The sequence below is a fragment of the Mesorhizobium sp. M7A.F.Ca.US.007.01.2.1 genome, from assembly GCF_003998165.1.
Classification (GTDB): Bacteria; Pseudomonadota; Alphaproteobacteria; order Rhizobiales; family Rhizobiaceae; genus Mesorhizobium; species Mesorhizobium ciceri.
Genome location: NZ_RZQP01000022.1, coordinates 1 through 23186, shown reverse-complemented (window position 1 = coordinate 23186; position 23186 = coordinate 1). Strand labels below are relative to the sequence as shown.

Annotated in this window: 22 protein-coding genes; 18 read left to right on the top strand and 4 right to left on the bottom strand. The window is 61.0% G+C overall.

Going from position 1 to position 23186, the window contains the following annotated elements; translation table 11 throughout:
• Nucleotides 1–19: 19 nt before the first annotated feature.
• From EN949_RS06685 to EN949_RS06655, 7 genes are all read left to right on the top strand, one after another.
• On the top strand, nt 20–997 hold the full coding sequence (locus EN949_RS06685) for a TRAP transporter substrate-binding protein (RefSeq protein WP_024504231.1): 978 nt from the start codon (nt 20–22) through the stop codon (nt 995–997).
• Nucleotides 998–1056: 59 nt separating this feature from the next.
• On the top strand, nt 1057–1584 hold the full coding sequence (locus tag EN949_RS06680; protein ID WP_024504232.1) for a TRAP transporter small permease: 528 nt from the start codon (nt 1057–1059) through the stop codon (nt 1582–1584).
• A complete protein-coding gene (locus EN949_RS06675; RefSeq protein WP_013529044.1) occupies nt 1585–2865 on the top strand; it encodes a TRAP transporter large permease in 1281 nt (426 codons plus the stop codon).
• A 104-nt stretch (nt 2866–2969) separates the two neighbouring features.
• Nucleotides 2970–3743: a FadR/GntR family transcriptional regulator gene (locus EN949_RS06670; RefSeq protein ID WP_063173283.1), complete on the top strand. Its 774-nt coding sequence runs from the start codon at nt 2970–2972 to the stop codon at nt 3741–3743.
• Nucleotides 3744–3765: 22 nt separating this feature from the next.
• Nucleotides 3766–4617 (top strand): 5-dehydro-4-deoxy-D-glucuronate isomerase, encoded by an 852-nt coding sequence (gene kduI / locus EN949_RS06665; RefSeq protein WP_127371136.1) that lies wholly within the window; start codon nt 3766–3768, stop codon nt 4615–4617.
• Nucleotides 4614–5372: a 2-dehydro-3-deoxy-D-gluconate 5-dehydrogenase KduD gene (gene kduD, locus EN949_RS06660; RefSeq protein WP_127367430.1), complete on the top strand. Its 759-nt coding sequence runs from the start codon at nt 4614–4616 to the stop codon at nt 5370–5372. Before kduI ends, kduD begins: the two co-directional genes overlap by 4 nt.
• 66 nt (nt 5373–5438) lie before the next feature.
• Nucleotides 5439–5774: a cupin domain-containing protein gene (locus EN949_RS06655; RefSeq protein WP_127367429.1), complete on the top strand. Its 336-nt coding sequence runs from the start codon at nt 5439–5441 to the stop codon at nt 5772–5774.
• Between the two features lie 272 nt (nt 5775–6046).
• On the opposite strand, the gene EN949_RS06650 is transcribed toward EN949_RS06655, so the two are convergent.
• Nucleotides 6047–7468 (bottom strand): coniferyl aldehyde dehydrogenase, encoded by a 1422-nt coding sequence (locus EN949_RS06650; protein WP_127371135.1) that lies wholly within the window; start codon nt 7466–7468, stop codon nt 6047–6049.
• Nucleotides 7469–7915: 447 nt separating this feature from the next.
• Between EN949_RS06650 and EN949_RS06645 the strand changes: the two genes are divergently transcribed.
• Nucleotides 7916–8578 (top strand): sulfotransferase, encoded by a 663-nt coding sequence (locus tag EN949_RS06645; RefSeq protein ID WP_245267641.1) that lies wholly within the window; start codon nt 7916–7918, stop codon nt 8576–8578.
• Complete coding sequence (gene recQ / locus EN949_RS06640; RefSeq protein WP_127365758.1) at nt 8578–10419, top strand: DNA helicase RecQ; 1842 nt, start codon at nt 8578–8580, stop codon at nt 10417–10419. Before EN949_RS06645 ends, recQ begins: the two co-directional genes overlap by 1 nt.
• A gap of 275 nt (nt 10420–10694) precedes the next feature.
• Here recQ and EN949_RS06635 read toward each other — a convergent pair whose 3' ends face one another.
• Entirely contained in the window at nt 10695–11591 is an 897-nt protein-coding gene (locus EN949_RS06635; RefSeq protein ID WP_127365759.1) for a LysR family transcriptional regulator, read from the bottom strand.
• Between the two features lie 277 nt (nt 11592–11868).
• Here EN949_RS06635 and EN949_RS06630 point away from each other — a divergent pair, with 277 nt between their 5' ends.
• Together EN949_RS06630 and EN949_RS06625 are read left to right on the top strand one after the other, a co-directional pair.
• Nucleotides 11869–12603, top strand: coding sequence for an SDR family oxidoreductase (locus tag EN949_RS06630; RefSeq protein WP_127365760.1), 735 nt, complete (start codon nt 11869–11871; stop codon nt 12601–12603).
• Nucleotides 12604–12677: 74 nt separating this feature from the next.
• On the top strand, nt 12678–13277 hold the full coding sequence (locus EN949_RS06625) for an NADPH-dependent F420 reductase (protein ID WP_127365761.1): 600 nt from the start codon (nt 12678–12680) through the stop codon (nt 13275–13277).
• A gap of 94 nt (nt 13278–13371) precedes the next feature.
• On the opposite strand, the gene EN949_RS06620 is transcribed toward EN949_RS06625, so the two are convergent.
• Together EN949_RS06620 and EN949_RS06615 are read right to left on the bottom strand one after the other, a co-directional pair.
• Complete coding sequence (locus EN949_RS06620; RefSeq protein ID WP_063173274.1) at nt 13372–13653, bottom strand: hypothetical protein; 282 nt, start codon at nt 13651–13653, stop codon at nt 13372–13374.
• A gap of 341 nt (nt 13654–13994) precedes the next feature.
• Nucleotides 13995–16076 carry a sensor histidine kinase gene (locus EN949_RS06615; protein WP_127365762.1) on the bottom strand — a complete coding sequence of 694 codons (2082 nt, stop codon included), beginning with the start codon at nt 16074–16076 and terminating at the stop codon, nt 13995–13997.
• Between the two features lie 11 nt (nt 16077–16087).
• Here EN949_RS06615 and EN949_RS06610 point away from each other — a divergent pair, with 11 nt between their 5' ends.
• The 7 genes from EN949_RS06610 to EN949_RS06580 all read left to right on the top strand — a co-directional run.
• On the top strand, nt 16088–16801 hold the full coding sequence (locus tag EN949_RS06610; protein ID WP_127365763.1) for a response regulator transcription factor: 714 nt from the start codon (nt 16088–16090) through the stop codon (nt 16799–16801).
• Between the two features lie 223 nt (nt 16802–17024).
• A complete protein-coding gene (locus EN949_RS36435; protein WP_164782478.1) occupies nt 17025–18836 on the top strand; it encodes a collagen-like protein in 1812 nt (603 codons plus the stop codon).
• Between the two features lie 85 nt (nt 18837–18921).
• Nucleotides 18922–19722 carry a DUF6065 family protein gene (locus tag EN949_RS06600; protein ID WP_127365764.1) on the top strand — a complete coding sequence of 267 codons (801 nt, stop codon included), beginning with the start codon at nt 18922–18924 and terminating at the stop codon, nt 19720–19722.
• Nucleotides 19703–20437 carry a L,D-transpeptidase gene (locus tag EN949_RS06595; protein ID WP_082826592.1) on the top strand — a complete coding sequence of 245 codons (735 nt, stop codon included), beginning with the start codon at nt 19703–19705 and terminating at the stop codon, nt 20435–20437. Before EN949_RS06600 ends, EN949_RS06595 begins: the two co-directional genes overlap by 20 nt.
• 428 nt (nt 20438–20865) lie before the next feature.
• A complete protein-coding gene (locus EN949_RS06590; protein ID WP_245268594.1) occupies nt 20866–21282 on the top strand; it encodes a hypothetical protein in 417 nt (138 codons plus the stop codon).
• Between the two features lie 71 nt (nt 21283–21353).
• Nucleotides 21354–21956, top strand: coding sequence for a DUF3011 domain-containing protein (locus EN949_RS06585; RefSeq protein WP_127365765.1), 603 nt, complete (start codon nt 21354–21356; stop codon nt 21954–21956).
• Nucleotides 21957–22946: 990 nt separating this feature from the next.
• The coding region (locus EN949_RS06580; RefSeq protein WP_127371656.1) for a DUF1403 family protein at nt 22947–23186 on the top strand (240 nt) is incomplete at its 3' end.

Sequence of the window (23186 nt, the reverse complement as noted above, 5' to 3'; positions counted from 1 at the left end):
TTTTTAAAGGGAGGAAGTCATGTTGCATCTTTCGAAATTGACGGCAGTCACATTCGTTTTCGGCTCGTTGCTGGTCGGCATCGCCAACGCCGAAACCGTGCTGCGGTCGTCCGATACCCATCCCGACGGCTATCCAACCGTCGAAGCGGTCAAATATATGGGCGAGCTGATCAAGCAGCGCACCAATGGCCGCTATTCGGTCGAGGTCTATCATTCGGCGCAGCTCGGCGAGGAGAAGGACACGATCGAGCAGACGCAGACCGGCGTCATCGATCTCAACCGCGTCTCGATGGGGCCGTTCAACGGCATCGTTCCGCAAACCGCGGTGCCGTCGCTGCCCTACATGTTCCGCTCCGTCGAGCATATGCGCCATGTCATGGACGGGCCGATCGGGGACGAGATCCTGAAAGCCTTTGAGACTCACGACCTTGTCGGTCTCGCCTTCTACGATTCCGGGGCACGCTCCTTCTACAACACCAAGAAGGACATCACCTCGATGGCCGACATGAAGGGCATGAAGTTCCGCGTCATCCAATCCGACGTGTTCGTCGACATGGTCAATGCGTTGGGCGCCAACGCCACGCCGATGGCCTATGGCGAGGTCTATTCGGCTTTGCAGACAGGCGTCATCGACGGCGCCGAGAACAACTGGCCGAGCTTCGAATCCGCCAAGCATTTCGAGGTCGCCAAGCATTACACGCTCGACCAGCACCAGATCGTGCCCGAGGTTCTGGTGATGTCGAAGGCGAGCTGGGACAAGCTCGCCCCGGAAGACCAGGCGATCGTGCGGCAGGCGGCCAAGGACAGCGTCGTCAAGATGCGTGAATTGTGGGACGCGCAGGAGAAGAAGTCGCGCGACATCGTCGAGAAAGCCGGCGTCAAGGTCAGTGAGATCGACAAGCAGCCGCTGATCGATGCGATGAAGCCCGTCTACGAGAAATATCTCTCGACCCCCGAGTTGAAAGATCTCGCCGCGCGCATCCAGGCGACCAAATAATCCGTTCGCGGCAATGGTGGCGCGAGCTTGCGCGCCACCGTCCAGGGGGAAGCGCGCATATGAAACCATTCTGGCTGGCAATAGAACGGCTGCTGTCAATGCTGGCGAGGCTTGCGCTGTGGGTCAGCGGCATCGGACTGACGCTGATGACCGTGATCATCTTCTGGCAGGTGTTCTCACGCTATGTGCTCAACAGTTCGCCAAGCTGGACGGAACCCTTCTCGGTGATTTTGATGGGGTGGTTCATCTTTTTGGGCGCGGCCGTCGGTGTCCGCGAACGCACGCATCTGGGCTTCGATGTGCTGCTCTATTTCCTGCCGCCCGCCGCAAAGGCGGTACTGCGCAGCATTTCGGATGTCGTCGTGCTCGCCTTCGGTCTCGGCATGATCGTCTACGGCGCCCAGCTCACCCGGCTGACATGGAACACGGTGATGCCGTCTCTCGCTTTCCCGGGCGGCGTCAGTTTCCTGCCGGTCATCCTGGGCGGCGCGCTTGTCTGCCTGTTTTCGCTCGAGCGGCTTGCCGGGCGGTTTGCCGGACTGCCGGTCGATGCCGATCAGTACGCCACGGGCGAGGAGGGTCTCTAGATGGCATTGACGGTTCTGTTCGGCACCTTCGTCTTTCTTCTGATCATCGGCACACCGATCGCCTTCTGCCTCGGTGTCGCCAGCTTCGCCACGGTTCTGGTGCTGGGGCTGCCGCCGCTGGTGGTGTTCCAGCGCCTCAACTCCGGTGTCAGCGTGTTTTCGCTGATGGCCATCCCGTTCTTCATCTTCGCCGGTGACCTGATGGTGCGCGGCGGCATTGCCGCCCGCCTTGTTGCGCTCGCCGGGGCGTTGGTCGGCCACCTGCGAGGCGGGCTCGGCCAGGTCAACATCGCCGCCTCGACCATGTTCGGCGGCATTTCCGGCTCGGCGGTGGCCGATGCCTCGGCGGTCGGCGGGCTGATGATCCCGCAGATGAAGGCGCGCGGCTACGGCGTCGATTATGCTGTCAACATCACTTCGGTCGGCGCCATCATTGCGCTGCTGATACCGCCTTCGCACAACATGATCATTTATTCGATTTCGGCCGGCGGCCGGATCTCGATCGCCGATCTGTTCACCGCCGGCATCATACCGGGCCTGCTGCTGGCGCTATCTCTGATGGTCACGGCCTATTGGGTCGCCAGCCGCCGCGCCTATCCGACCGAGCCGTTCGCCGGCTTCGGCAGGGCGCTGCAATTGCTCGTTGCCGCAATTCCCGGGCTGATCCTGATCGGCATCATCTTCGGCGGCGTTCGCTCCGGCGTCTTCACCGCCACCGAAAGCTCCTGCATCGCCATCGTCTATGCTTTCCTGGTGACCCTGCTGATCTATCGCTCAATGAGCTGGAACGACTTCGTCACCGCGACCACCGCTGCCGTGCGCACAACCGCAATGGTGCTGATGATCATCGGCTGCGCCGCCGCCTTTGGCTGGCTGCTGGCCTATCTCCGGGTGCCGGCCGCTCTGGTCGCCTTCCTGCAGTCCGTATCCGACAACAAGCTGGTCATCTTGCTGTTGATCAACGTCGTGCTTCTCATCCTCGGCACGTTCATGGACATGTCGCCGCTGATCATCATCACCACGCCGATCTTCCTGCCGGTGGTCATGGCCTACGGCGTCGATCCGGTGCATTTCGGCGTGATCCTCATTCTCAATCTCGGCATCGGCTTGTGCACACCGCCGGTGGGGGCAGTGCTGTTCGTCAGCTGTGCGATCGGCCGGATCCCGATCTGGACGGCGATGCGTTCGATCTGGCCATTCTATGGGGCGGCTTTCGCTGTGTTGATGCTTGTCACCTACGTGCCGGAAATTTCGTTGTGGTTGCCGCACCTGTTCCACTAGAGCAGTTCACGGGAACGGCGAACTGCTCTAACCCTTTGTTTTGACGCAATTCCGGACGGAAACCGTTTCACATTTTTCCTGGAATTGCTTTAGGAGACCATCACGTGTCCGCTGCATCCGCCGATCTCAGGGTCGAGAGAAAACCCAAGCTGTCGGAGACCGTCGTTGCGGCGATCCGCAAGCAGCTGCAGGCGGGCGAAATCCTGCCTGGCCACAAATTGCCGACCGAGGGCCAGCTGACCGAGACCTTCGGCGTCAGCCGCACCGTCATCCGCGAGGCGCTGGCCAAGCTTGCCGCCGACGGCCTGGTCGAGCCGCGTCAAGGCGCCGGCGTCTTCGTCACCGAGCATATCTCGACGATGTTCGGAGCGCTTGCCGCCGACATGGGAGCCAAGGATTCGATCGCGCTCAACGTGCTCGAGGTACGCCTGGCAATCGAGATCGAGTCGGCCGGGATCGCCGCTATTCGCCGCAACGCCGCGCAGGAGGCGGCGATCCAGGAAGCCTTCTTCGAATTCGAGCGGCTGCTGCTTGCCAGCGAGCCGACCGGCCCGGCCGACCTCGCCTTCCACCGCGCCATCGCCAGCGCGACCAACAACCCATTCTATGTCGAGATGCTCGACGTGCTCGGCCGGCGCGCCATTCCGTGCGACGTGACCTCGCCCTGGTCGACCGAACTGGCGCAATCCGACAGCTACCAGCGCGGGCTGCAGCGCGAACATCTGGTGATCCTCAATGCGATCACATCGGGCGATGCCGAAGCGGCGCGCGAGGCAATGCGCGCGCACCTCACAGCCAGCCAGCAGCGCTACCGCGAACGCCTGCATGCGCGGCAGGCTTTCTATGCCAGTTCGGTCAGGGCCGCCGCCGGCGAATGACCCATTTCAAGTCAGGACGAAAATGAGCCAGAGCCATACCGATTACACATCCCGCTTTGCCATAGACCCGGTTGCCGCCGCGGCGATGGGAACCGATGAACTCCGTCACAATTTCCACATTGACGGCCTGTTCCAGTCCGGCCGCATCAGCCTGACCTACACCCACTACGACCGCATGATCGTCGGCGGCGCCGTGCCGATAGGCTCGCCGCTCCAACTGGAGGCGATCAAGCCGACCGGCACCAAAGGTTTCCTCGACCGGCGCGAGTTGATCGCCGTCAACATCGGTGGCGTGGGCGTCATCACGGCCGGCGGCCAGTCCTTCGAATTGCAGGCGCGCGACATGCTCTATCTCGGCATGGGCACACAGGATGTGTCCTTCGCCTCAGCGGACGAGGGGGCGCCGGCGAAGTTCTATCTGCTCAGCGCGCCGGCGCATCTGGCTCATCCCAGCCGGCTGATCCGCATCGGCGATGCAAAGCGCCTCGATCTTGGCAGCAAGGATGCCTGCAACGAGCGTTCGATCTTCCAGTTCATCCATGCCGATGGCGCAAAGACCTGCCAGCTGGTGGTCGGCATGACCCAGCTGGCGCCGGGCTCTATCTGGAACACCATGCCTTGCCATGTGCACGACCGGCGCATGGAGGCCTATCTCTATTTCGACCTGGCCGAGACGGCGCGCGTCTTCCACTTCATGGGCGAGCCGGACGAAACGCGCCATCTCGTCATGGCCAACGAAGAGGCCGTGCTGTCGCCGGGCTGGTCGATCCACTCCGGCGCCGGCACTTCCAATTATGCGTTCATCTGGGCGATGGCCGGCGACAATGTCGACTACACCGATGTCGACCCGGTGGCGTTAGGCGATCTGCGGTGAGCGACCCCTTCAGCCTTGCCGGAAAACGTATCCTGGTCACCGGCGCCAACACCGGCATCGGCCAGGGCATCGCCGTATCGATCGCACGCGCCGGCGGCACGGTGATCGGCGTCGGCCGCTCGTCGATGGACGATACGGCAAGAAAAATCGCAACGATGGGCGGGCAATTCGAGGCGGTGAGCGCCGATCTTGCCGACACGTCAGCCGCCGGCCCCTTGCTCGACCGCGTCTGGGACAAAAGCGGCCCGCTCGACGGGCTGGTCAACAATGCCGGCATCATCCGGCGCGCCGATGCCGTCGATCTCAGCGAGGCCGATTGGGACGACGTCATGGATGTCAATCTGAAGGCGGTTTTTTTGCTCTGCCAAAGCTTTGCCAGGCGTGCCTTGGCCGCTGAGCGGAAAGGCAAGATCGTCAACATTGCCTCGGTGCTGAGCTTCCAGGGCGGCATTCGCGTGGCGTCCTACACCGCCTCGAAGCATGGCGTGCTGGGCATCACCCGGCTGCTTGCCTGCGAATGGGCGCAAAAAGGCATCAACGTCAACGCTATCGCGCCAGGCTATATCGAAACCAACAACACGCAGGCGCTGCGCGCCGATCCCGACCGCAGCGCCGCCATCCTGGCGCGCATCCCGGCCGGTCGCTGGGGCGAGGCGGGCGATATTGGCGATGCCGCCGTCTTCCTGCTGGCGCCGGCGTCGAACTACATGCATGGCGCGGTGGTGCCGGTGGATGGTGGCTGGCTGGCACGCTAGGTTTTGACGCAATTCCGAACGGAAACCGTTTCACACTTTTCCTGGAATTGCTCTGAGGAGACGACGATGACCGCAAAGATCTTCGCGCATGCCGGCGAGGGCGCCTGGACGGCGACACCGGACGGCAACAGGCGCCGCATTCTCCTGCACACTGACGAGTTGATGCTGGTCGAATTCGGCTTCGACAAGGGTGGCGTCGGCGCCCTGCATTCGCACCCGCACGTCCAGGCAAGCTATGTCGCCGATGGCCGCTTCGAGGTGACCATCGACGGTCGGACCGAGATCGTTGGAACGGGCGGGAGTTTCATCGTGCCGTCGGGCCTGGTGCACGGGGTCAAGGCGCTCGAAGCGGGGCGGCTGGTCGACAGCTTTACGCCGCACCGGGCCGATTTCCTCGGCTAGAGCATTTCACCGTTTCACGGAAACGGCGAGCTGCTCTAACTCTTTGTTTTGACGCAATTCTAGACGGAAAACCGCTTCACACTTTTCCTGGAATTGCTCTAACGAGGGGTAAGAGATCGAGTGGGGAATGACCCGCACCCCAGAAAGAGGCGCGGGTCTGTTGCCTGGGCGCTTGTGGCGCCGCGGTACTCAAGACATCACCGCAGGATGAGGACCCTGCCGCACCGTGGTGAAGATAGTCTTAATGCACCGGGGCTGCGTAGCTCGGTCGGTCAGGTGATATGCCGCAGCAGGCTGAAAAGCCGCTCGAACGTCTTGCCGTAGGGCGGGCGCAGCAGGCTTCCCGCACTCAGCCGCGACTGCAGGAAAACCGGCTTCTCCTTGCTGAAGGTGCGAAAGCCCCATTCGCCGTGATAGGCGCCCATGCCGCTGGCGCCGACGCCGCCGAAGGGCTGGTTTTCCTGCACCAGATGCAGCATGCAGTCGTTGACGGTGACGCCGCCGGCAATTGTCTCGTGCAGGATGCGTTGACGGTTGCCGCTGTCGCGGCCGAACCAGTAGAGTGCCAGCGGGCGGTCGGCCCCGTTCACATGGGCGATCGCCTCGTCGATCCCGGTGTATTCTACGATGGGCAGCACCGGCCCAAAGATCTCTTCGCGCATCAGTCGCAGGTTTGCGCCGGCATTGCGGACCAGGGTCGGCAGCAACTTCCCGCTATTGGCGTCAAGTTCCTCGCCGGCCGGGTTGATTTCGGTGACATCGGCGCCGGCGTCACGCGCTTCAGTGACCATGTCGCGCAGGCGCTGGTGGTGCCGATCGCTGATGATGGCGGTATAGTCGGGGTTGTCGCGTAGAGTCGGGTAGAGCTTGGCGATCGCCGTTGCGAGCTTGGCAGCGACCGTGCCTGCTTGCCCCTTCGGCACCAGAAGATAATCCGGCGCGATACAGGTCTGCCCGGCATTCAACAGCTTACCGTATGCAATGCTGGATACCGCCGCGTCTAGGTCGCAGGATGGATCGAAGATTGCCGGCGACTTGCCGCCCAGTTCGAGCGTGACCTGGGTCAGATTGGCGGCCGCGGCGGTCGCGACCTGGCGTCCGACCGCGGTCGAGCCGGTGAACAGCAAATGATCGAAAGGCATCGACACGAAGGCCTTTCCCATCTTCGCATCGCCGCTGATGACGCTGAGCTCATCGGGTGCGAAATGCTCGGCAACGAGTTTGGCCAGCAGCGCGGAAAATGCCGGCGTCAGCTCGGAAGGTTTGATGAGCACGCGGTTGCCGGCCGCGAGTGCCGCGATGACCGGCGCGACGGCGAGCTGGAAAGGATAATTCCAGGGCGACACGATGCCGATGACACCGAGCGGCTGCGGGATGAGGCGATTTCTGCCGGGCAGGAACGGCATGGTGGTGGCAACGCGGCGTTCGCGCATCCAGCCCCTGAGGTGCGACAGCGCGTGGCGGATGCCGGCGCGTACGACGAACAGTTCCGCAAGGCGCGTCTCATGCGCGGAACGGCCGCCAAAGTCGGTGTCGATGGCGGTGCAGATGTCGGCTTCATGCCGCTCGGTCAGCGCGAGCAGCCGTTTGAGGCGATCCTTGCGAACGTCAAAGTTGGGGAAAGGCTGCGCCTCGAAGGCGGCGCGCTGCAGGTGGAACCGCTCGCCGAGAACATTCTGTCTGGTCTGCAGCATCGCGCCCTCCCTGGCTTGCCGGACGGAGCTTACATCGTGGTGCGTGGCGGAATCCAGCGGGGGTGCAGGTATCCTAGGGGAAGCCGCTTTCGGATGTGCACGGCATCCGGCTGGCAGGCGCCGATGGCCGCATCAACGGCAGGTTCCTGCAAAGGGGGCGTTGTGGTTGGATGACGGCTGCGCTACTCCAAAGCGTCACGCAGAGAGTCGTCTTGACCGGTTTCCACATCCTCTCCAGTCTACGAAATTCCAGCCCGGTGTCCGCCTGATGCTGATGTCGGCGACGAGCATCTTGGCCATGGACCCCAAGCGGCGCGTTCCGCGCCGCGCGGCCCAGCGGAATTCCGGATGAAGGGCGCTCACAGGCTTGAGGCTGCGTTTGGGGCGGCTGCGCGAAGGGTTGTGCGGGAGTTCCTGCGGTTCGTGCCGCTGTCTCTGAGACAGCGCATGCAAAGACGCAGATATGCACGCGCGACGCCCGCCAACAGAATTTTCATTTCGGGCTGCGCACGCAGCGGGACGACGCTGACACAGCGGCTGATGAGGTGTTTCGAGGACATTTTCGTCCATCCGCCCGAAGCGCGATACGCAATGCTGGACATGTTGGACCGGCCGGAATCGAACCTCGTCGTCAAGCGCGATGCGCGCGGTTTTGCGCATCTGGCGAAGCTACCGACCTCCATCGGCTTGATCTATTGCGTGCGCCATCCATTCGACACGCTGACAAGTTCGCATCCGCAAACACGCAACCAGCGTCGGTTCCACGTCACGCCGCAACGCTGGCTGACCGAATACGACGCGCTGATCCGGCTGAAGAAGGCACAACCGCACCGGCAGATCCTTTTCGTCCGCTACGAAGACATGATCGGCGCGCCCGATGCGCAGCAGGACAGAATCGCGCAGTCATTCGGACTGACACCGCGCATTCGTTTCAGCGAGGACCCGGACAATCCGATCCGGGTGGCTTCGTTGAGAAAATGGGAACGGAATGAAGAATTCAGGACCTATCTCGGCGGCCTGCCCCCGGCATTTCTCGCCCGCGTCCAACGTTTCTGCGCCGAGTTCGGCTATGACATGCCAATAAGCACGCCGACCGTGGACGCGCGGTGATGCAGGCACCGGCGGCCCTCGCGACAGAAGAGCTGGATCCCAAGCGGCGCGTGCTCAAGGACGTGTTCGGCTTCGATGATTTTCGCCCCGGGCAGGCCGATGTCATGGACGCGCTGCTGGCCGGGCGTCATGTGCTGGCTGTGATGCCGACTGGTGCGGGCAAATCGCTTTGCTACCAGGTGCCGGCGCTTGTCCTGGGCGGGCTCACCATTGTCGTCTCGCCGCTGGTGGCGCTGATGCAGGATCAGGTCGCCGCCTTGCGGCTTGCCGGCGTGGCCGCCGATACGATCAATTCCTCGATCGACCGCGATGCCAATATCGCCGCATGGCGTCGCGTCGCCTCGGGCCAGACGCGCCTGCTCTATCTCGCGCCGGAGCGGTTGATGACCGAGCGCATGCTCGAGGCGCTGGCCAGGCTCGATATCAGCCTGATCGCCGTCGACGAGGCGCATTGCATTTCTCAATGGGGGCCGGCATTCCGGCGCGAATACGAGGACCTGTCGCGTCTGCGCGGCATCTTTCCCAGCGTGCCGATCATCGCGCTGACGGCAACGGCGGACGAAGGCACGCGCACCGACATCGAATCCCGGCTGTTTGCCGAGCGCGTCGAGACCCTGGTGCTGGGCTTCGACAGGCCGAACATCAAGCTTGCCATCGAGGCCAAGCAGGACAGCAAGCGGCAATTGCTGCGCTTCGTCGAGCGCCATCCCGGCCGCAGCGGCATCGTCTATTGCCTGTCGCGCAAGAAGACGGAGGAGATGGCGGCCTTCCTCGAGAAGAACGGCGTCACCGCGCTCGCCTATCATGCCGGCATGAGCAAGGAGGCGCGTGACGCCAACCAGAACAGCTTCATGACCTTGTCCGGCGTCGTCATGGTGGCGACCATCGCCTTCGGCATGGGCATCGACAAGCCTGACGTCGCCTATGTCTTCCACACCGACATGCCGGGCAGCCTGGAGGCCTACTACCAGGAGATAGGCCGCGCCGGCCGCGATGGGCGGGACGCCGAGGCGCATATGCTGTTCGGCCTGGGCGATATCCGCATGCGCAGGTTGTTCATCGACGACGAGGATGCGCCGCCCGAGCACAAGAGGCGCTCGCATGGCCGGCTCGACACGCTGATAGGCTATTGCGAGACGGCGCAGTGCCGCCGCCAGGTGCTGCTCGGCTATTTCGGCGAGGAAGCGCAGCCTTGCGGCAATTGCGACACCTGCCTCGACCAGGCACCGCGCGCCGATGGCGGAGCCGAGGCTCGGATCATCCTGACGGCGATCGCCCAGAGCGGTGAGCGTTTCGGTGCCGGTCATGTCATCGACATCCTGCTCGGCCATGAAACCGAGAAGGTGCTTGCCAGGAACCACCAGAGGCTCACGAGTTTCGGCAGTGGTCTGGCGCACAAGAAGGATTTCTGGCTGTCGCTGATCCGGCAACTCGTCGCCGGCGGGTTCCTGATGCCGGATCCGGCCGGCCATGGCGGCCTCGCCATCGCCGAAAAAGGCCATGCGCTTGGCCGTGGCGAGATGCCGTTCCATTATCGCGTCGAGGTGCGCAGCCGCGCCTTGCGCGGCAAGATGCGCTCCGGGCAGGATCTCGGGCAGTCGGCTGTGGACACCGGGCTACTGGCCGCGCTTAAATCCTTGCGCCTGCGGCTCGCCAAGGAGCGCCAGGTGCCGGCCTATGTGGTGTTCTCCGATCGCACGCTGATCGACATGGCCGAGCGCCGCCCGCACGACCTCGACGCCTTCGCTGAAGTGAATGGGGTTGGGGCGGCAAAGCTCAAGGAATTCGGCCAGGTTTTTCTGAGTGCGATTGCCGAGCACCGGTCGGGTGAGGCGGCCTGAGGTCAGATCAGCGACTGGTCACGCGCCGTGAAGCAGAGGGATCTTCGGAGAAGGCATCCGTTCCGAAACCTCCTGTGCCGCCGCCGCCCATTCCTCCACCGCCCATGCCCCCAGGGACCGATTAGTTCAACGTTTTCTGGCCGGCCGGTCGACAGATCAGGCCCAGACTGAGGCGTGCATCGACTTCATGGCCGAGCATTTGCAACCGCAATAGATGCCGCTGTCCGCTTGCAGGCACCTATCCACTGCAAGCGTCGCGGGCGACCCGCCGGGCGTCAGTCGCGCGATGTGGACAGTCCCGCGAGAAGCGGAGCGTAGGCGGCGAGCCTGCGGGATACGAACTCAGTGAAGAGCCGCACGCGCTTCGTCTTGCGTGTCTCCCCATGTGTGAGAAGCCAGAGCGTTCCGTACAGGTGCAGGTCGGTGCCCGGCACCCTCACCAGCAGGGGGTCGGCATCTCCGACGAAGCACGGCAGTGTCGTGATCCCGAGACCTTGCCGTACGGCAACGATCTGCGCCTCGGCGTCCGTGATCCTGAATGGAACTCCCGTGGTGCCAACCTCACCCGCGCTGGCCCACTCTGGAATTCCATGAACGCTTATGACGATCCACCGGATGGGATCAGGTGCGCCCGCACGCCACGCGGCCAGCCGGTCGCGGGACATGTAGACGCCGCCAAACACCTCCGCTCCCTTCAGGCCGTGAAGATTGAGCGGCAGGGTTTTGCGGTCGTAGACGACGCGGATCGCCACGTCGGCCTCTCGGTTGGTCAGATTTGCCAGCTCGCCGGACGACAGGATTTCCATCTCGATGTCTGGATGCAGGTGCGCGAAATCGGCGAAGTCCGGCATGAGCAGGTGCGTCGCGAGGGGCGGTGCCAGCGTCACCCGCAGAAGTCCGCGTACGCTCTGGTCGCGCCCGAAGACGCGCGTCTCCAGCTGGTGCGACGACGCTTCCATCTGGTTCGCGAGATCGAGGACCTCCTCGCCCGCAGCGGTCAGGCGGTAGCCCGAAGGCAGCTTTTCGAACATTTGCGCCCCGAGGCGTTCCTCAAGCTGTGCGATGCGTCGCAGCACGGTCGAGTGATTCACCCCGAGCTGCGCGCCGGCAGCCCGCACCGAGCCTCCGCGTGCGACGGCTAGAAAGTAGCGAACGTCATCCCAGTCGATCATGGTGCAATCCGGCACCGCGCGGTGCGCCTTCCAAAGCCCGTATCTAACACATCCTACAGCAGTAGGGGCGGGATATCGTGGCTTGTGTCGACAAGGGCGACGCTATTCCGAACGGCGGACACGGATCGTCGCGGGCTGGCGTCAATCCTGAAAGCGGATCGATTCTGCACCACCGATGTGCGCGCTTCCGCACTCACCGCGCGACCCCGGCGGGCCCATCTAAAGGTTCTCGGGGCGTCCCCGAACGACCAAAGACAGAGCCTGGAAGGATTAAGTCATGGGAAAACTGGATGGTAAGGTTGCGGTTATAACGGGTGGTGCCACCGGCATCGGCCTCGCCGCTGCAAAGCGCTTCATCGAGGAGGGCGCCTTCGTCTTCATCTTCGGCCGCCGGCAGGAAGCGCTAGACGCCGCTGTGGCCGAGCTCGGGCCCAATGCCCGCGCGGTGAAGGGCTCGGTCTCGGATGAGGCCGACCTCGATCGGCTCTACGCGGCGGTGAAGGCCGAGTGCGGAAGCCTCGACATCATCTTCGCCAACGCCGGGGTGGGAAGCCTGCTTCCGCTCGGCAAGCTCACCGCCGGGCACATTGACGAGACCTTCAACACCAATGTGAAGGGTACGATCTTCACGGTCCAGAAGGCGCTGCCGCTGATGGGCGAGGGCGGTTCGATTATCCTGACCGGATCGAGCGCCGGCACCACGGGCGCGCCCGCATTCAGCGTCTATAGCGCGAGCAAAGCGGCGGTGCGCAACCTCGCGCGGACCTGGGCGGAAGACTTGAAAGGCACCGGCATCCGGGTAAACGTGCTGTCGCCCGGGCCGACGGCGACCGAACTCGCGAAGGCAGCGATAGGCGAGGAGGGCTTGAAGGTCTTCGCCTCGATGAATCCGCTTCAGCGTATGGCCGATCCAGCGGAGATCGGGGCGGCGGCTGCGTTTCTCGCGTCGCCCGACAGCAGCTTCATGACTGCCAGCGAGGTCGCCGTCGACGGGGGCTTGGCGCAAATCTGACCCGCTACGCCCCGCCGTTCATTCCATTCGATATCCCGAGCCCGCAGGGCCTGGTAAACTGAAGGAGAGTATACATGAGCTACGCAATTATCGGCTTCGGCAAGATCGGCCAGGCTCTTGCCAAGGCATTTGCCCGCAAGGGCCTCGAAGTGTCCGTGGCAACCACGCGCGACCCCGAAAGCTTTGCATCCGACGCGGCCGCGATCGGACCCACGATCATCCCGAAAACACTGGCGGACGCCGTCAAGGCGGACATCATCTTTTTGGCTGTCCGCTTTGAATCGTACCCGGATGTCGCGAAGGCGCTGCCAAGCTGGGAAGGCAAGACGATCATCGACGCGACGAACGTGTTTCCAGTCCCCGAAGAGCTGGACGGTCTGCCGTCCTCCGCCTTCGTCGCGAAGGCGTTCACCGGCGCCAAGCTCGTCAAAGGCTTCAATCACCTGATTGCGGCCACCTTGGCTGCCGATCCGATCGTCGAGGGCGGGCACCGGGTCGTCTTTCTGTCGAGCGACGACGAGGACGCGATCGCTCCCGTGGCGGCCTTGGCCAGACAACTCGGGTTCGCACCGGTCAAGCTGGGGAAGCTCAACGAGGGCGGCGCATTGGTGCACGCACGTGGCCGCACTTGGGGCCAGCTGATCTTCCAGGACCTGTTCAAGAAGGAGCAGTAACGGATTTATCGTGCGCCGACAGAGTGGCAGGCGTTCGATGCCGGCCAACATCGTCGGCAAAGAGCCAAGCGCGCGAAGGGACGTGCTTGAAAGCTTACATCTGCCTGGGATCCTTCGGCCGACATGTGCCTGCCACCCAGGAATCGTAGTTGCAATAGCTGATGTCCCAGCCGGCATCGCGCCTTTTGGAAATTGCCTCACGGCCGCCCGCGCGGATGGGTCCGAAGCCACCCCAACTGCCATCCGAGCCTTTGTAATTTCCCATGACGCGATAATTGCAGTTGTTCACGACGACGTTGCCGTCCATCGACACGCATGCCGATGCAACAGTGGCAAGGCTGAAGAAAGCTGCGATGGCGAGAGAGGCTTTGCGCATCGTGGTCTCCTAACTGGGTTCGGCGAACCAACCGTTACGAGATCGTGGGCCGGGCCTCTTCCCCATTTGGGCTAAACCGGCTGGTAAATTCACAGCGGCATGGCTGCGCTTGCGGACAGAAGCGATGTGCGGAGATGCCGAATGGGCCTGCCCATCGCCGAAGCTTTACGGCCTCCGCGAAGGCCAGAGTGTCCCGGCTCGAGCGGCTCTATCGCCGCCTCTCTACCAGATCCGCAAGATTTGCCGGAGGTTAACGGTAGACAATGAGCGGCCGCAACTGTGTCTCTTTCCGGCCATTTTCTTCAGTCCTGGTTCGGCCCAAAGGCCATATGTCAGGGGGATCACTTTTCAGGGGCAGGCCAGTTCCGCTCGACGGGCAGTGAGAGGCGGAATGTCGACCCGTTGACGTCGCTGGCGGCCAGTATGAGACCGCCGCCATGCTGCCGGGCGATCTCGCGTGAAATGTAGAGCCCTAAACCGGAGCCGTTTACCAGTTGGCCCGCGGCGCGATAATACCTCATGAATATGAACTCGTGGTCGTCGGGCGCTACGCCAGAGCCCTGATCCGCCACGTGTACAAACGCCATGCCCTGCTCAGTCGACAGCCGGATCGTCACAGAGCTGGTCACCGATGAGTATTTCAGGGCGTTCTGGATCAGATTTTGTATCACAATCTCCAGCAGGTTGCGGTCACCTTTCACAATCACTTCATCGCCGTGAGTGAAGCTAACACGTCCGGCCGCAGCATCATCCAACCCCGCTTCGGCGGCGTGCAAAACCTCATTCAGGTCGAACATCTTGATCCTGGGAAGAGTTTCGTGCCCGCCATTGAGCCGGTCGAAGGCTAGGACGTTTTCAATCAGCGATGACATCCTTTTGACGGTCTGGCGGATCCTTGTGGTGCGCAACTTGATATTGTCGGCGCTTTCACCTGCAGAAGATGACAGATTGTCGGCGGCGGCAGAGATGACGGCCAACGGGCCGCGAAACTCATGAGATACCAAGGCCACAAAGTCCCGCTGCTGAGCCAGAGCATCGTTGGCGGTGTCCAGAGCCTGCCTGAGCTTGAGTTCAAGCAGGTGACGTCGATCCACTTCCACCATGAGCGAGGTGTTTCTTTCCCCAAGCTCAGCGGTCCTTTCGCGCACCTTGATAGTCAGCTCCTGCTCGGCCAAGCGCGACACTGCGATGACGCGGTCCTTTTCCTCGCTCAAGCTGCGCTCGGCAAGCCGCGTTCTCTTCGCGACGGCCGCGCTGAGCAACGCCAGGTGAATCACGGTCCCGCCGGCCAAGAATCTGGACAAAGAGCCATCCAGTTGGAACGGGTTGGCCCCAGTATACATCATCTGCATAACCAGCATGACAGAGATTACGCTCAAAAATGCAATCGCCGACAGCAGATATTGATACCGTCGCCGCACAATGAGCAGATAGAGCACCAGCAGCGAAATGAAGATGAGAGACAGCTGCTGCAGTCGCGATACGAAAAACCCGACGTCGCCGTAGCGTCCCACAATCGCAAAAGCCAAGGCGATGCCATTGAGCAGTACAACGCCCTGGGAGATGCGCCACGCCCAGATCAATTGGCGGTGAAAATCAAACAGTCTAGATAAAAATAATATCAGAACTATACTGTATAAGCAAACGATAATACCCCAAATGAGGTGTATGGTTTTCGGCTCTAGAGACCTCAGAATTTCGGATGCGTATCCCATGTGGAAGAGACTTATTAGCCCAGACTCTATGATAACCGCGATGTATAGAAGATATAAAGAATCCCGGAGCCATACGGCATACAGAAAATTGGTGAAGATCATGACGAAAATCGCGCCAACCACCATGCCCATGATCCAATCGTCGGATCGGCGATACTCTTCATAGCCTTGACTCTGCCAAAGGTTCAGCGAAGTGGTGATCGAGGTCGACGATTGGAGTCGGATGTAATAATCGGTTCGGGTGGACGGCACGGAAATTGGGAAGACGGCCGGATATGCGTCGGCGTCTGCTCCATCCCCTAGGTTGAGTCGGCCAGGGGGCAAGACCGAATAACCTCCCGCCCCGTCAGAGACATACAGCGTGATGTGTTCGATCAAGGGCCGTTCTACCTGCAGCAGCCATTGCCTTGGAGCCGTGGAGGCAGACAGGGAGAACCGGACCCAGATTGCGCCCTTTTGATAGCCCTGCGTGAGCATCGAAGGGATGGGTTCGAACTGGATGTTGGAGCGCTTGGAAACGATATCATTGAACGTGAGCGCGCCGGTGGGATCATGAAAGATTGCGAGGTGACCGCTGAGTGAAACCGGAGCCTTGAGGCCGTCCGTCGGTTTCAGCGGAAGCGCCCATAACGTTTGCGGCACAAGACACACAAACAATATAGACAATGCGGCGAATAAATGAAATCGAATGGTATCAGATTGCTGCATGGGGTCCGTAGATGATCGGAGAAGGCTACAAGCATGGCGATGTCGTGATCTCCCCCCTTGTTTATCTTGTCGATGACGACAGGGATTTCCGCGAGGAGATGGTCTTCGGACTATCCAGATTGGGCCTGAACGTACATGGATTCCACAATGCTGCCGCCCTCTACCGAGCCTGTGCCGCCAAGCCGGCTGAAATCGTCATTCTCGACATTGGCCTGGAGGGCGAAGACGGCCTTTCCATAGCTACCCATTTGCGGGCCTTACAATCGGTCGGGATCGTCATGGCGACGGCCCGGAGTTCCATCGACGACCGGCTCAATGGTCTTGAAGCGGGCGCTGACGCTTACCTCGTCAAACCCATTGATGTTCGGGAGCTTGCTGCCACGGTGATGGCGGTCAATGAACGTCTCAACAGGCGCCGCGCCCCTTCGTCGTCTCCGGCCCCACGATGGGCCCTGGAGGAAGGCGGCTGGGTGCTTACCGACGGCATGGGCCATCGCCTTCGCTTGACCACCTCGGAACGGCACTTTTTGGAACGCTTGTTCAGTGAGCGTGGCAAGACCGTCGATCGCCGCGCGCTCGTCGAAGCCATGGGCGCAGACATCTATGACTTCAACTATGCCCACCTGGACACCATCGTGAGCCGGCTGCGTCGAAGAGCCAAGAAATCCGACATGCTTCTCCCCTTGCACGCAATTCGCGGGTCAGGCTTTGCCTTCCCCGATTAGAATGATCGTGCCGACCCTGTCCAGAGAGAAGATTGCCGATCTCATCAATTTGGAAGATGACAGGGAAGGAATTCGAGAAGCATCCTCAAGCGACTGACAGTAAGTGTAAGGATATGACAGTTACTGCGATTGTGAATAATTGCGAGATTAATTACTTCAAGGAGAGGGTTGGATAAATCCGCATTCGTTAGATGGCTCGCCTTCTATGCATAATCGAACAGGAATGTATCGTGCGCATGGCGAGGTAGATAACGAGGGCGGCGGTGCGCAGAAGGGGTGCGGGATGCGGCAGCATAAGAGAATTTTATTTGCCAGTTGTTCTATTCTAACGTTCGCATCCATCTATGTCGCGATTACCCCCGCGCTAGCCGGGGCGCCAAGCAACGAACAACTCTATCAGATGATTTTGGACCTGCAGCGAAATCAGAAGCAGATGGCGCGCAAACTTGAGGCCGCGTACGCCGAGACTGCTCAGGTTAAAGAAGAACTGGCCACCCTCAAGGGTTCGGTGGCCCAGAGTCGCGAGATGGCTGCGCTATCCTCGGTTGAGAGGCGCATGTACCTGTCAAATCCGCAATCCGACACTCGTGCCGTTGCCGCGCCCAATGTGCGTGTCGGATTCGGCGCGGGAACCAACGGTCACGACCCGTATGCCTTTACCGACGGTTCCGTGGCGCTCCCGCTCGGTGAAAAATACGGCTTCCAGGTCGATGCGATTGGTGGCGTGACGCCAAACAGTAACTTCACAGGTGCCGCCGCGCATCTGTTCCGCCGTGATCCGAAAGTTGGGGCGCTGGGTCTGTATGGAAGCTACCTTCACGGCGGAGGTGGTTACGATGATGGTGGAGTTCTTGAAAACGGTTATGTCGAAGGCAAGCTCGGCGTTGAAGGCCAGTACTATCTGGGCCGGGTCACGCTTGAGGGACTTGCCGGTATAGAATGGAACTCACTTGAAGAGGACGTCAGCCCGTTCGCCGAAGGCAGGGTCGGGTACTATCCTACGGATAACTTCAAGGTTAATGGCGGCCTGCGTCATCGCGACGCCTTTGGTGGTAGAACGCAACTTGTTGGCGGCGCCGAGTACCTGACCGAGTTCGGAAGCGGGATAGCGACTTCTATCTACAGTGATTTCAGCTTCGATCTGACGAACAGCGACGTCTCCTCAAGCGGCGATTTTTCTGCGATGGCCGGTTTGAGATTCCACTTCGGCACCAATGGCGATCGAAGCGCCCCGAAGACAGTCTTCTGCAAGGATCCGGACCAGAATTTCGAGTGCGCGGTCACGGATGGTCAGAACGATTATTATGCCGACAAGCCAGGTCGTTCCTTGATTCAGCGTGATCGTGGCGACTTCCTTCCATCGCACATCGTAAAAGACGTTGGCAACTTGCCGACGCCTTCCACCAATGTTTGGGGACAGCCGGGGGCGCCTGGCGCACCCGGCGAGGCTGGTACGCCTGGAGTGCCCGGCGCGTCTGGACCTCCCGGCGCGCCCGGCGCGGAGGGACCTGGCGGACCTGCTGGGCCTGTCGGACTGCCCGGATCGGACGGGACACCTGGAGCGCCCGGCGATACCGGCGCGTCTGGACCTCCCGGCGCGCCCGGCGCGGAGGGACCTGGCGGACCTGCTGGGCCTGTCGGACTGCCCGGATCGGACGGGACACCTGGAGCGCCCGGCGATACCGGCGCGTCTGGACCTCCCGGCGCGCCCGGCGCGGAGGGACCTGGCGGACCTGCTGGGCCTGTCGGACTGCCCGGATCGGACGGGACACCTGGAGCGCCCGGCGATACCGGCGCGTCTGGACCTCCCGGCGCGCCCGGCGCGGAGGGACCTGGCGGACCTGCTGGGCCTGTCGGACTGCCCGGATCGGACGGGACACCTGGAGCGCCCGGCGATACCGGCGCGTCTGGACCTCCCGGCGCGCCCGGTGCGGAGGGACCTAGCGGACCTGCCGGACCTGCGGGACCGGAGGGACCTGCCGGACCGGTGGGGCCGGTGGGACCGGAGGGACCTACCGGACCGGCAGGCCCATAGTGCCTCCTTCTATCCTGGTCATGCCGCTACGGTTGGCGACGTGATCAGCAACTTAGAATCGAATCGTTTGAGGATAGCGGAGAGTATGACCGGCCCTCGTCTTGACTGCATGATCCAGGCTCCGAACCCGCCTGAGCTTGTCGCCGCGGAGGGGACGCGAGATTGGATGGATGCGACCGACCAGCATTTCGCCTACCGCTGCACGCCGCTTTCAATCGCCAATGCCAGCGGATGGGAATTGCTGAACCCCATAAATGTGACTGTTACTTGGAACGGATACAACACTACAAAAGACGTCGCCTTCCATGTAAACGAACCGAACGTCACGCACCGATTCATCAGCTCGACCTTCGGGCACGGCATAGTAACCTTTCATCCGGGTTACGTGTTTCGCACCGAGCCGGGCTGGATGGTGTGGGCTCGCGGCTCTCCCAACCGGATGAAGGACGGAATCGCGCCCCTGGACGGCTTGGTGGAAACCAACTGGCTGCCGTTCAGTTTCACCATGAATTGGCGCTTCACCCGCCCTGGGTCTGTCACTTTTGCCAAGGACGAGCCATTCTGTTTCGTCACCATGATGCCAAGTGTCGCTATCGAGCAGGTGCAGCCGGTCATTCGTCCGATGGAGGACGATCCTGAGTTCCATAAAGAACATAAGGTTTGGAATAGCGAACGTCGACGGTTTTCGGCCGGCCTGCAGATGAACGACGAGCTTACCAAGGAGATGAAGTGGCAGAAGCACTATCTGCAGGGTGTTTCGCCGACGGGGAAATCGGTCGCGGATGACACTCACCGAGTAAAGCGAACTCTAAAGCGGCCGATCCACATCGACCAGTTGCGGGCCCAGGAAAAAGGTTCGCCAGTAGATGAAGCTAGCCAAGAGTAAGCGGCCTGTGCGCATTCCTCCAGTTGGATCGCTAGCATTTGGCCGTTCGATTAACGGGTCGGTTTCGAGCAGAGACGAAAGACCGGAATGCATCCGCCAGTTCGTGCGGTCGGGCTTTGTATTGGCGCTGGCGGCGCTCCTTGTCGGTTGCCTGGCGGATGGAAAAGGTAGCCCGAATACGGCTACAGAGTTAGTTCGCGTGAAAGCCGCTTACGCGAGGGAGCCGCATGAGGTCTTCATCGTCGATCGCAGCAAGTTTGACCAACGCTTTCTGCCTGTCGATGTGACGCCCCCGGAACGCTTGCCTGCCGGTACGGTGTTGATCGATACACGGCAGAGGTTCCTCTATCTATACCGCCTCAATGGGATGGCGCGGCGCTATGGTGTCGCCGTCGGGGCTAGCGGTTACAGTTGGTCGGGCATTGCCAGCGTAGGGCGTAAGGCGGAGTGGCCCGCATGGCATCCGACTGACGACATGCGTAACCAGTCGCCCGACCTGCCGCGCATGATCAGGCCCGGCACGCACAATCCGCTCGGCGCGCGAGCTCTCTATCTGTACAAGAACGGCGTGGATACGCTTTATCGTATCCACGGCACCTCAGAGCCCTGGACCATAGGAACTGAAGCGTCCTCAGGGTGCATTCGCATGCTCAACGAGGATGTGATCGAACTCTACAGTCTGGTGCCGAAGGGAGCAAAGGTCATCGTGAAGTGAAGCGAATTGAACAGGCACAGGCCAACGCTTGCTGTCGGATGCCGTTGGACAATACCCACGCCGGTGGCACAGGTGACGGCAGATTTCTGCTTCTATCCATATTGCGTCATAGAGGGAGAATTTAAGACATAGGCGTCGCTGCTCGTATCGATATCACTCGCGAATAAGGTTTTGGATACCTTAACCGTCATCTCTGTCCGTCATAATCGACGTTTAGGTATTCTTTTTTACACCTTTTGCGTGTATTGAAATAAAAATTCAATGGACGCGTCTATATGTCAGTTCTCGTCAGTGACGGCATGCCATTCGTCTTCCCGTTCGCCGTCGGCATCAGTCAGGGCGCGAACGTCCGAAGGACAAATCCAGGCTGATGGGTTGGCAATTGAACGGACCGAGTGAAAGGACCTATGATGAGGCGCTCTCTATTCATGCTGGTTTCCGCCGCGCTATTGAGTACCGCCGTTGCGGGTCCAGCGGCAGCGCAGACCGCCGCTGAAACAAACCAGACCCTTGACGCGCTGTTCGGCAGTCACACAACCTATCAGCAGTTCTTCGACAAGCTGCAGAAGGCTGTCAGTGCCGGCGACAAGCAGACCGTCGCGTCGATGATCGATTATCCCTTCCGCGCCCGGATCGGCGGCAAGGCGATCAAGATAAACGACGCCGCGCATTTCGTGACGGATTACGACAAGATCGTTACCGCCAAGGTCAAACAGACCGTCCTCAAGCAGACCTACCCGACGCTGTTCGCCAATTGGCAAGGCGTCTCAATCGGTGATGGCGAGGTCTGGTTCTCCGGCGTCGGAGACGGCAACACCATCAAGATCACCGCGATCAACGACTGACACCTGGCGGAAGAAATTCCATTTCGATGACACCGACGCAACCGGTCGTTGACCACTCCGGAGGGGTTCACATGCTACGTTACATGTTCATTGCTTTGCTCGCGCTCGGCTCATCGTGGATGATCTCTGATGCCCGCGCACAATCGACCGTCGAATGCCAATCGAGGCACTATCAGTATGGCGAATGCTGGGCGGGCCCGCTGAGCAAGCCGCAACTCATTCATCAGACTTCTGGAAGTCCTTGTATTTTGAACCGGACCTGGGGCTACAATCCACGCAGCAAATATATTTGGGTCGCGCAAGGCTGCTCCGGAATTTTCGCCGATGTCGGCGGCTACCACCATGGACGTGGCGACAGCTTTGATCCCAATGCCCGCATGTATGACCATCGCGGTCATGACGTCGGCGCGATGGTTGGCGGAGCTATTCTCGGCGCTCTGATCGAGGGGATGGCGGACGATCATCACAATCGACGGCACACGACGAGTAACTACCGCCCCGATAGCAGCTACAATGGTTGTCATGGCATGGGATGCAAGGTCGACAATCCTGACCAGGCAATCGATACTCGACCGCAATTTGACAGGCAGGGAGAGCCAAACTTTGATGTGCATGGCAACTACCAAGGATGCCATGGTGCAGGCTGCCTTGTCGACAATCCTGACGCGGAGTGAATTGAAGGACGAAGGAAGCCGGTCACGATTGTCAAAGCGGGGCTCTTAAATCTTTCCCGCAGCATCAATCTTGATCTTCATCCTGGCATCACCACGGCAGACTTCGTTCACCTGCTTCTTGGTTTCTCCTCGAAGCGGTGGAGGCAGCCGAACATGTTCTCTATCTCCTCCTGCATCGTGGCGGCGCTGAGACGATAAGATCGAGGTTCTTATGATGTCGGCCCATAGGGGCTTGTGCGGAAGCCTCTTTGTACCACGAAATGCACCAAAAGAGAGCCGATATTCGGAAAAATCGTTGCGAATCAGGCTGTTATGGGAAATCGATGGCGGAGAGGGAGGGATTCCCTTTCACCTCTATGATACTGAAAATACTAGTCTTTTCGCGCTTTTTGTTACACAGTTTGTTACACAGCTACAACTACGATTTATAACCGCTCTAAGCTCGCAGCTTTTGGGCTCGCCTGCCCAATCCATCCGATCTGTCGAAACCGATGGCTTGTAGGACACTCCCGCGTGTGTACGTTGGGGCTTGGGTCAGAAGGTGACCCACAGCAAAGACGGGAGCGCCGCAGCGCAAAAGATCTCATCGGTCAAGGAACAGATAGTGAAGTAGCCTGTGACAATCGGCGCCAGCATCACCTCCAAAGCCGACCAGGAAAAACCCGCAAAAAACGTCGCCCTCAGATACCCCGTCGGCAATGAATATGGGACCGAAGTTGCGCGGCAGATCGGGCGTTAGATGCCTTCATGACATCTGAACCTGAGCAGGCTCCTACGCCGCGAGCCGGCACATTTCCGAACGGAGTTTCGTCCGGCTGCGCAAAAAGGTGCCCTGTCGAGACTTACTTGTTGGCCAAATGGCTTAGCAGGGACGAACTCGTGAAGAGATTGATAATGCAACACTATCAGTCGTTGTGCTGATCCGACAGGCTGTGCGTTTTGGCACGAAAATCATGGCGAAAAGCGCACCGGCACTTTACTCTCCAAATTATGATTCGCCTCGATCCCGCGACCGCCAGCTCCTCTGCGCCGCCCTCCGTTCCCGCGTGGGCGATCACAAGCGCCGGCGCGCCGAGTGACGGCGACGCCGCCTTCCGGGCCGGCGCCGCCCTGGGTGCCCTCGACACGCTCGCCCGCGCGCAGGCAGCCTGGGCCGGCGCTTGGCGGCAGCGGCTGGCGGTTCGCTGCGCCGCCTCCAGCATGCGGCTCGCCGGCCGCTGCCGCCAAGCG

Excerpts from the sequence above, each read along its gene's own strand:
- EN949_RS06685 (WP_024504231.1), top strand. The coding sequence starts at position 20 with ATGTTGCATCTTTCGAAATTGACGGCAGTCACATTCGTTTTCGGCTCG.
- EN949_RS06680 (WP_024504232.1), top strand. The coding sequence starts at position 1,057 with ATGAAACCATTCTGGCTGGCAATAGAACGGCTGCTGTCAATGCTGGCG.
- EN949_RS06675 (WP_013529044.1), top strand. The coding sequence starts at position 1,585 with ATGGCATTGACGGTTCTGTTCGGCACCTTCGTCTTTCTTCTGATCATC.
- kduI (WP_127371136.1), top strand. The coding sequence starts at position 3,766 with ATGAGCCAGAGCCATACCGATTACACATCCCGCTTTGCCATAGACCCG.
- EN949_RS06655 (WP_127367429.1), top strand. The coding sequence starts at position 5,439 with ATGACCGCAAAGATCTTCGCGCATGCCGGCGAGGGCGCCTGGACGGCG.
- EN949_RS06650 (WP_127371135.1), bottom strand. The coding sequence starts at position 7,468 with ATGCTGCAGACCAGACAGAATGTTCTCGGCGAGCGGTTCCACCTGCAG.
- EN949_RS06645 (WP_245267641.1), top strand. The coding sequence starts at position 7,916 with ATGCAAAGACGCAGATATGCACGCGCGACGCCCGCCAACAGAATTTTC.
- recQ (WP_127365758.1), top strand. The coding sequence starts at position 8,578 with ATGCAGGCACCGGCGGCCCTCGCGACAGAAGAGCTGGATCCCAAGCGG.
- EN949_RS06635 (WP_127365759.1), bottom strand. The coding sequence starts at position 11,591 with ATGATCGACTGGGATGACGTTCGCTACTTTCTAGCCGTCGCACGCGGA.
- EN949_RS06630 (WP_127365760.1), top strand. The coding sequence starts at position 11,869 with ATGGGAAAACTGGATGGTAAGGTTGCGGTTATAACGGGTGGTGCCACC.
- EN949_RS06625 (WP_127365761.1), top strand. The coding sequence starts at position 12,678 with ATGAGCTACGCAATTATCGGCTTCGGCAAGATCGGCCAGGCTCTTGCC.
- EN949_RS06620 (WP_063173274.1), bottom strand. The coding sequence starts at position 13,653 with ATGCGCAAAGCCTCTCTCGCCATCGCAGCTTTCTTCAGCCTTGCCACT.
- EN949_RS06615 (WP_127365762.1), bottom strand. The coding sequence starts at position 16,076 with ATGCAGCAATCTGATACCATTCGATTTCATTTATTCGCCGCATTGTCT.
- EN949_RS06610 (WP_127365763.1), top strand. The coding sequence starts at position 16,088 with ATGATCGGAGAAGGCTACAAGCATGGCGATGTCGTGATCTCCCCCCTT.
- EN949_RS36435 (WP_164782478.1), top strand. The coding sequence starts at position 17,025 with ATGTATCGTGCGCATGGCGAGGTAGATAACGAGGGCGGCGGTGCGCAG.
- EN949_RS06600 (WP_127365764.1), top strand. The coding sequence starts at position 18,922 with ATGACCGGCCCTCGTCTTGACTGCATGATCCAGGCTCCGAACCCGCCT.
- EN949_RS06595 (WP_082826592.1), top strand. The coding sequence starts at position 19,703 with ATGAAGCTAGCCAAGAGTAAGCGGCCTGTGCGCATTCCTCCAGTTGGA.
- EN949_RS06590 (WP_245268594.1), top strand. The coding sequence starts at position 20,866 with ATGCTGGTTTCCGCCGCGCTATTGAGTACCGCCGTTGCGGGTCCAGCG.
- EN949_RS06585 (WP_127365765.1), top strand. The coding sequence starts at position 21,354 with ATGCTACGTTACATGTTCATTGCTTTGCTCGCGCTCGGCTCATCGTGG.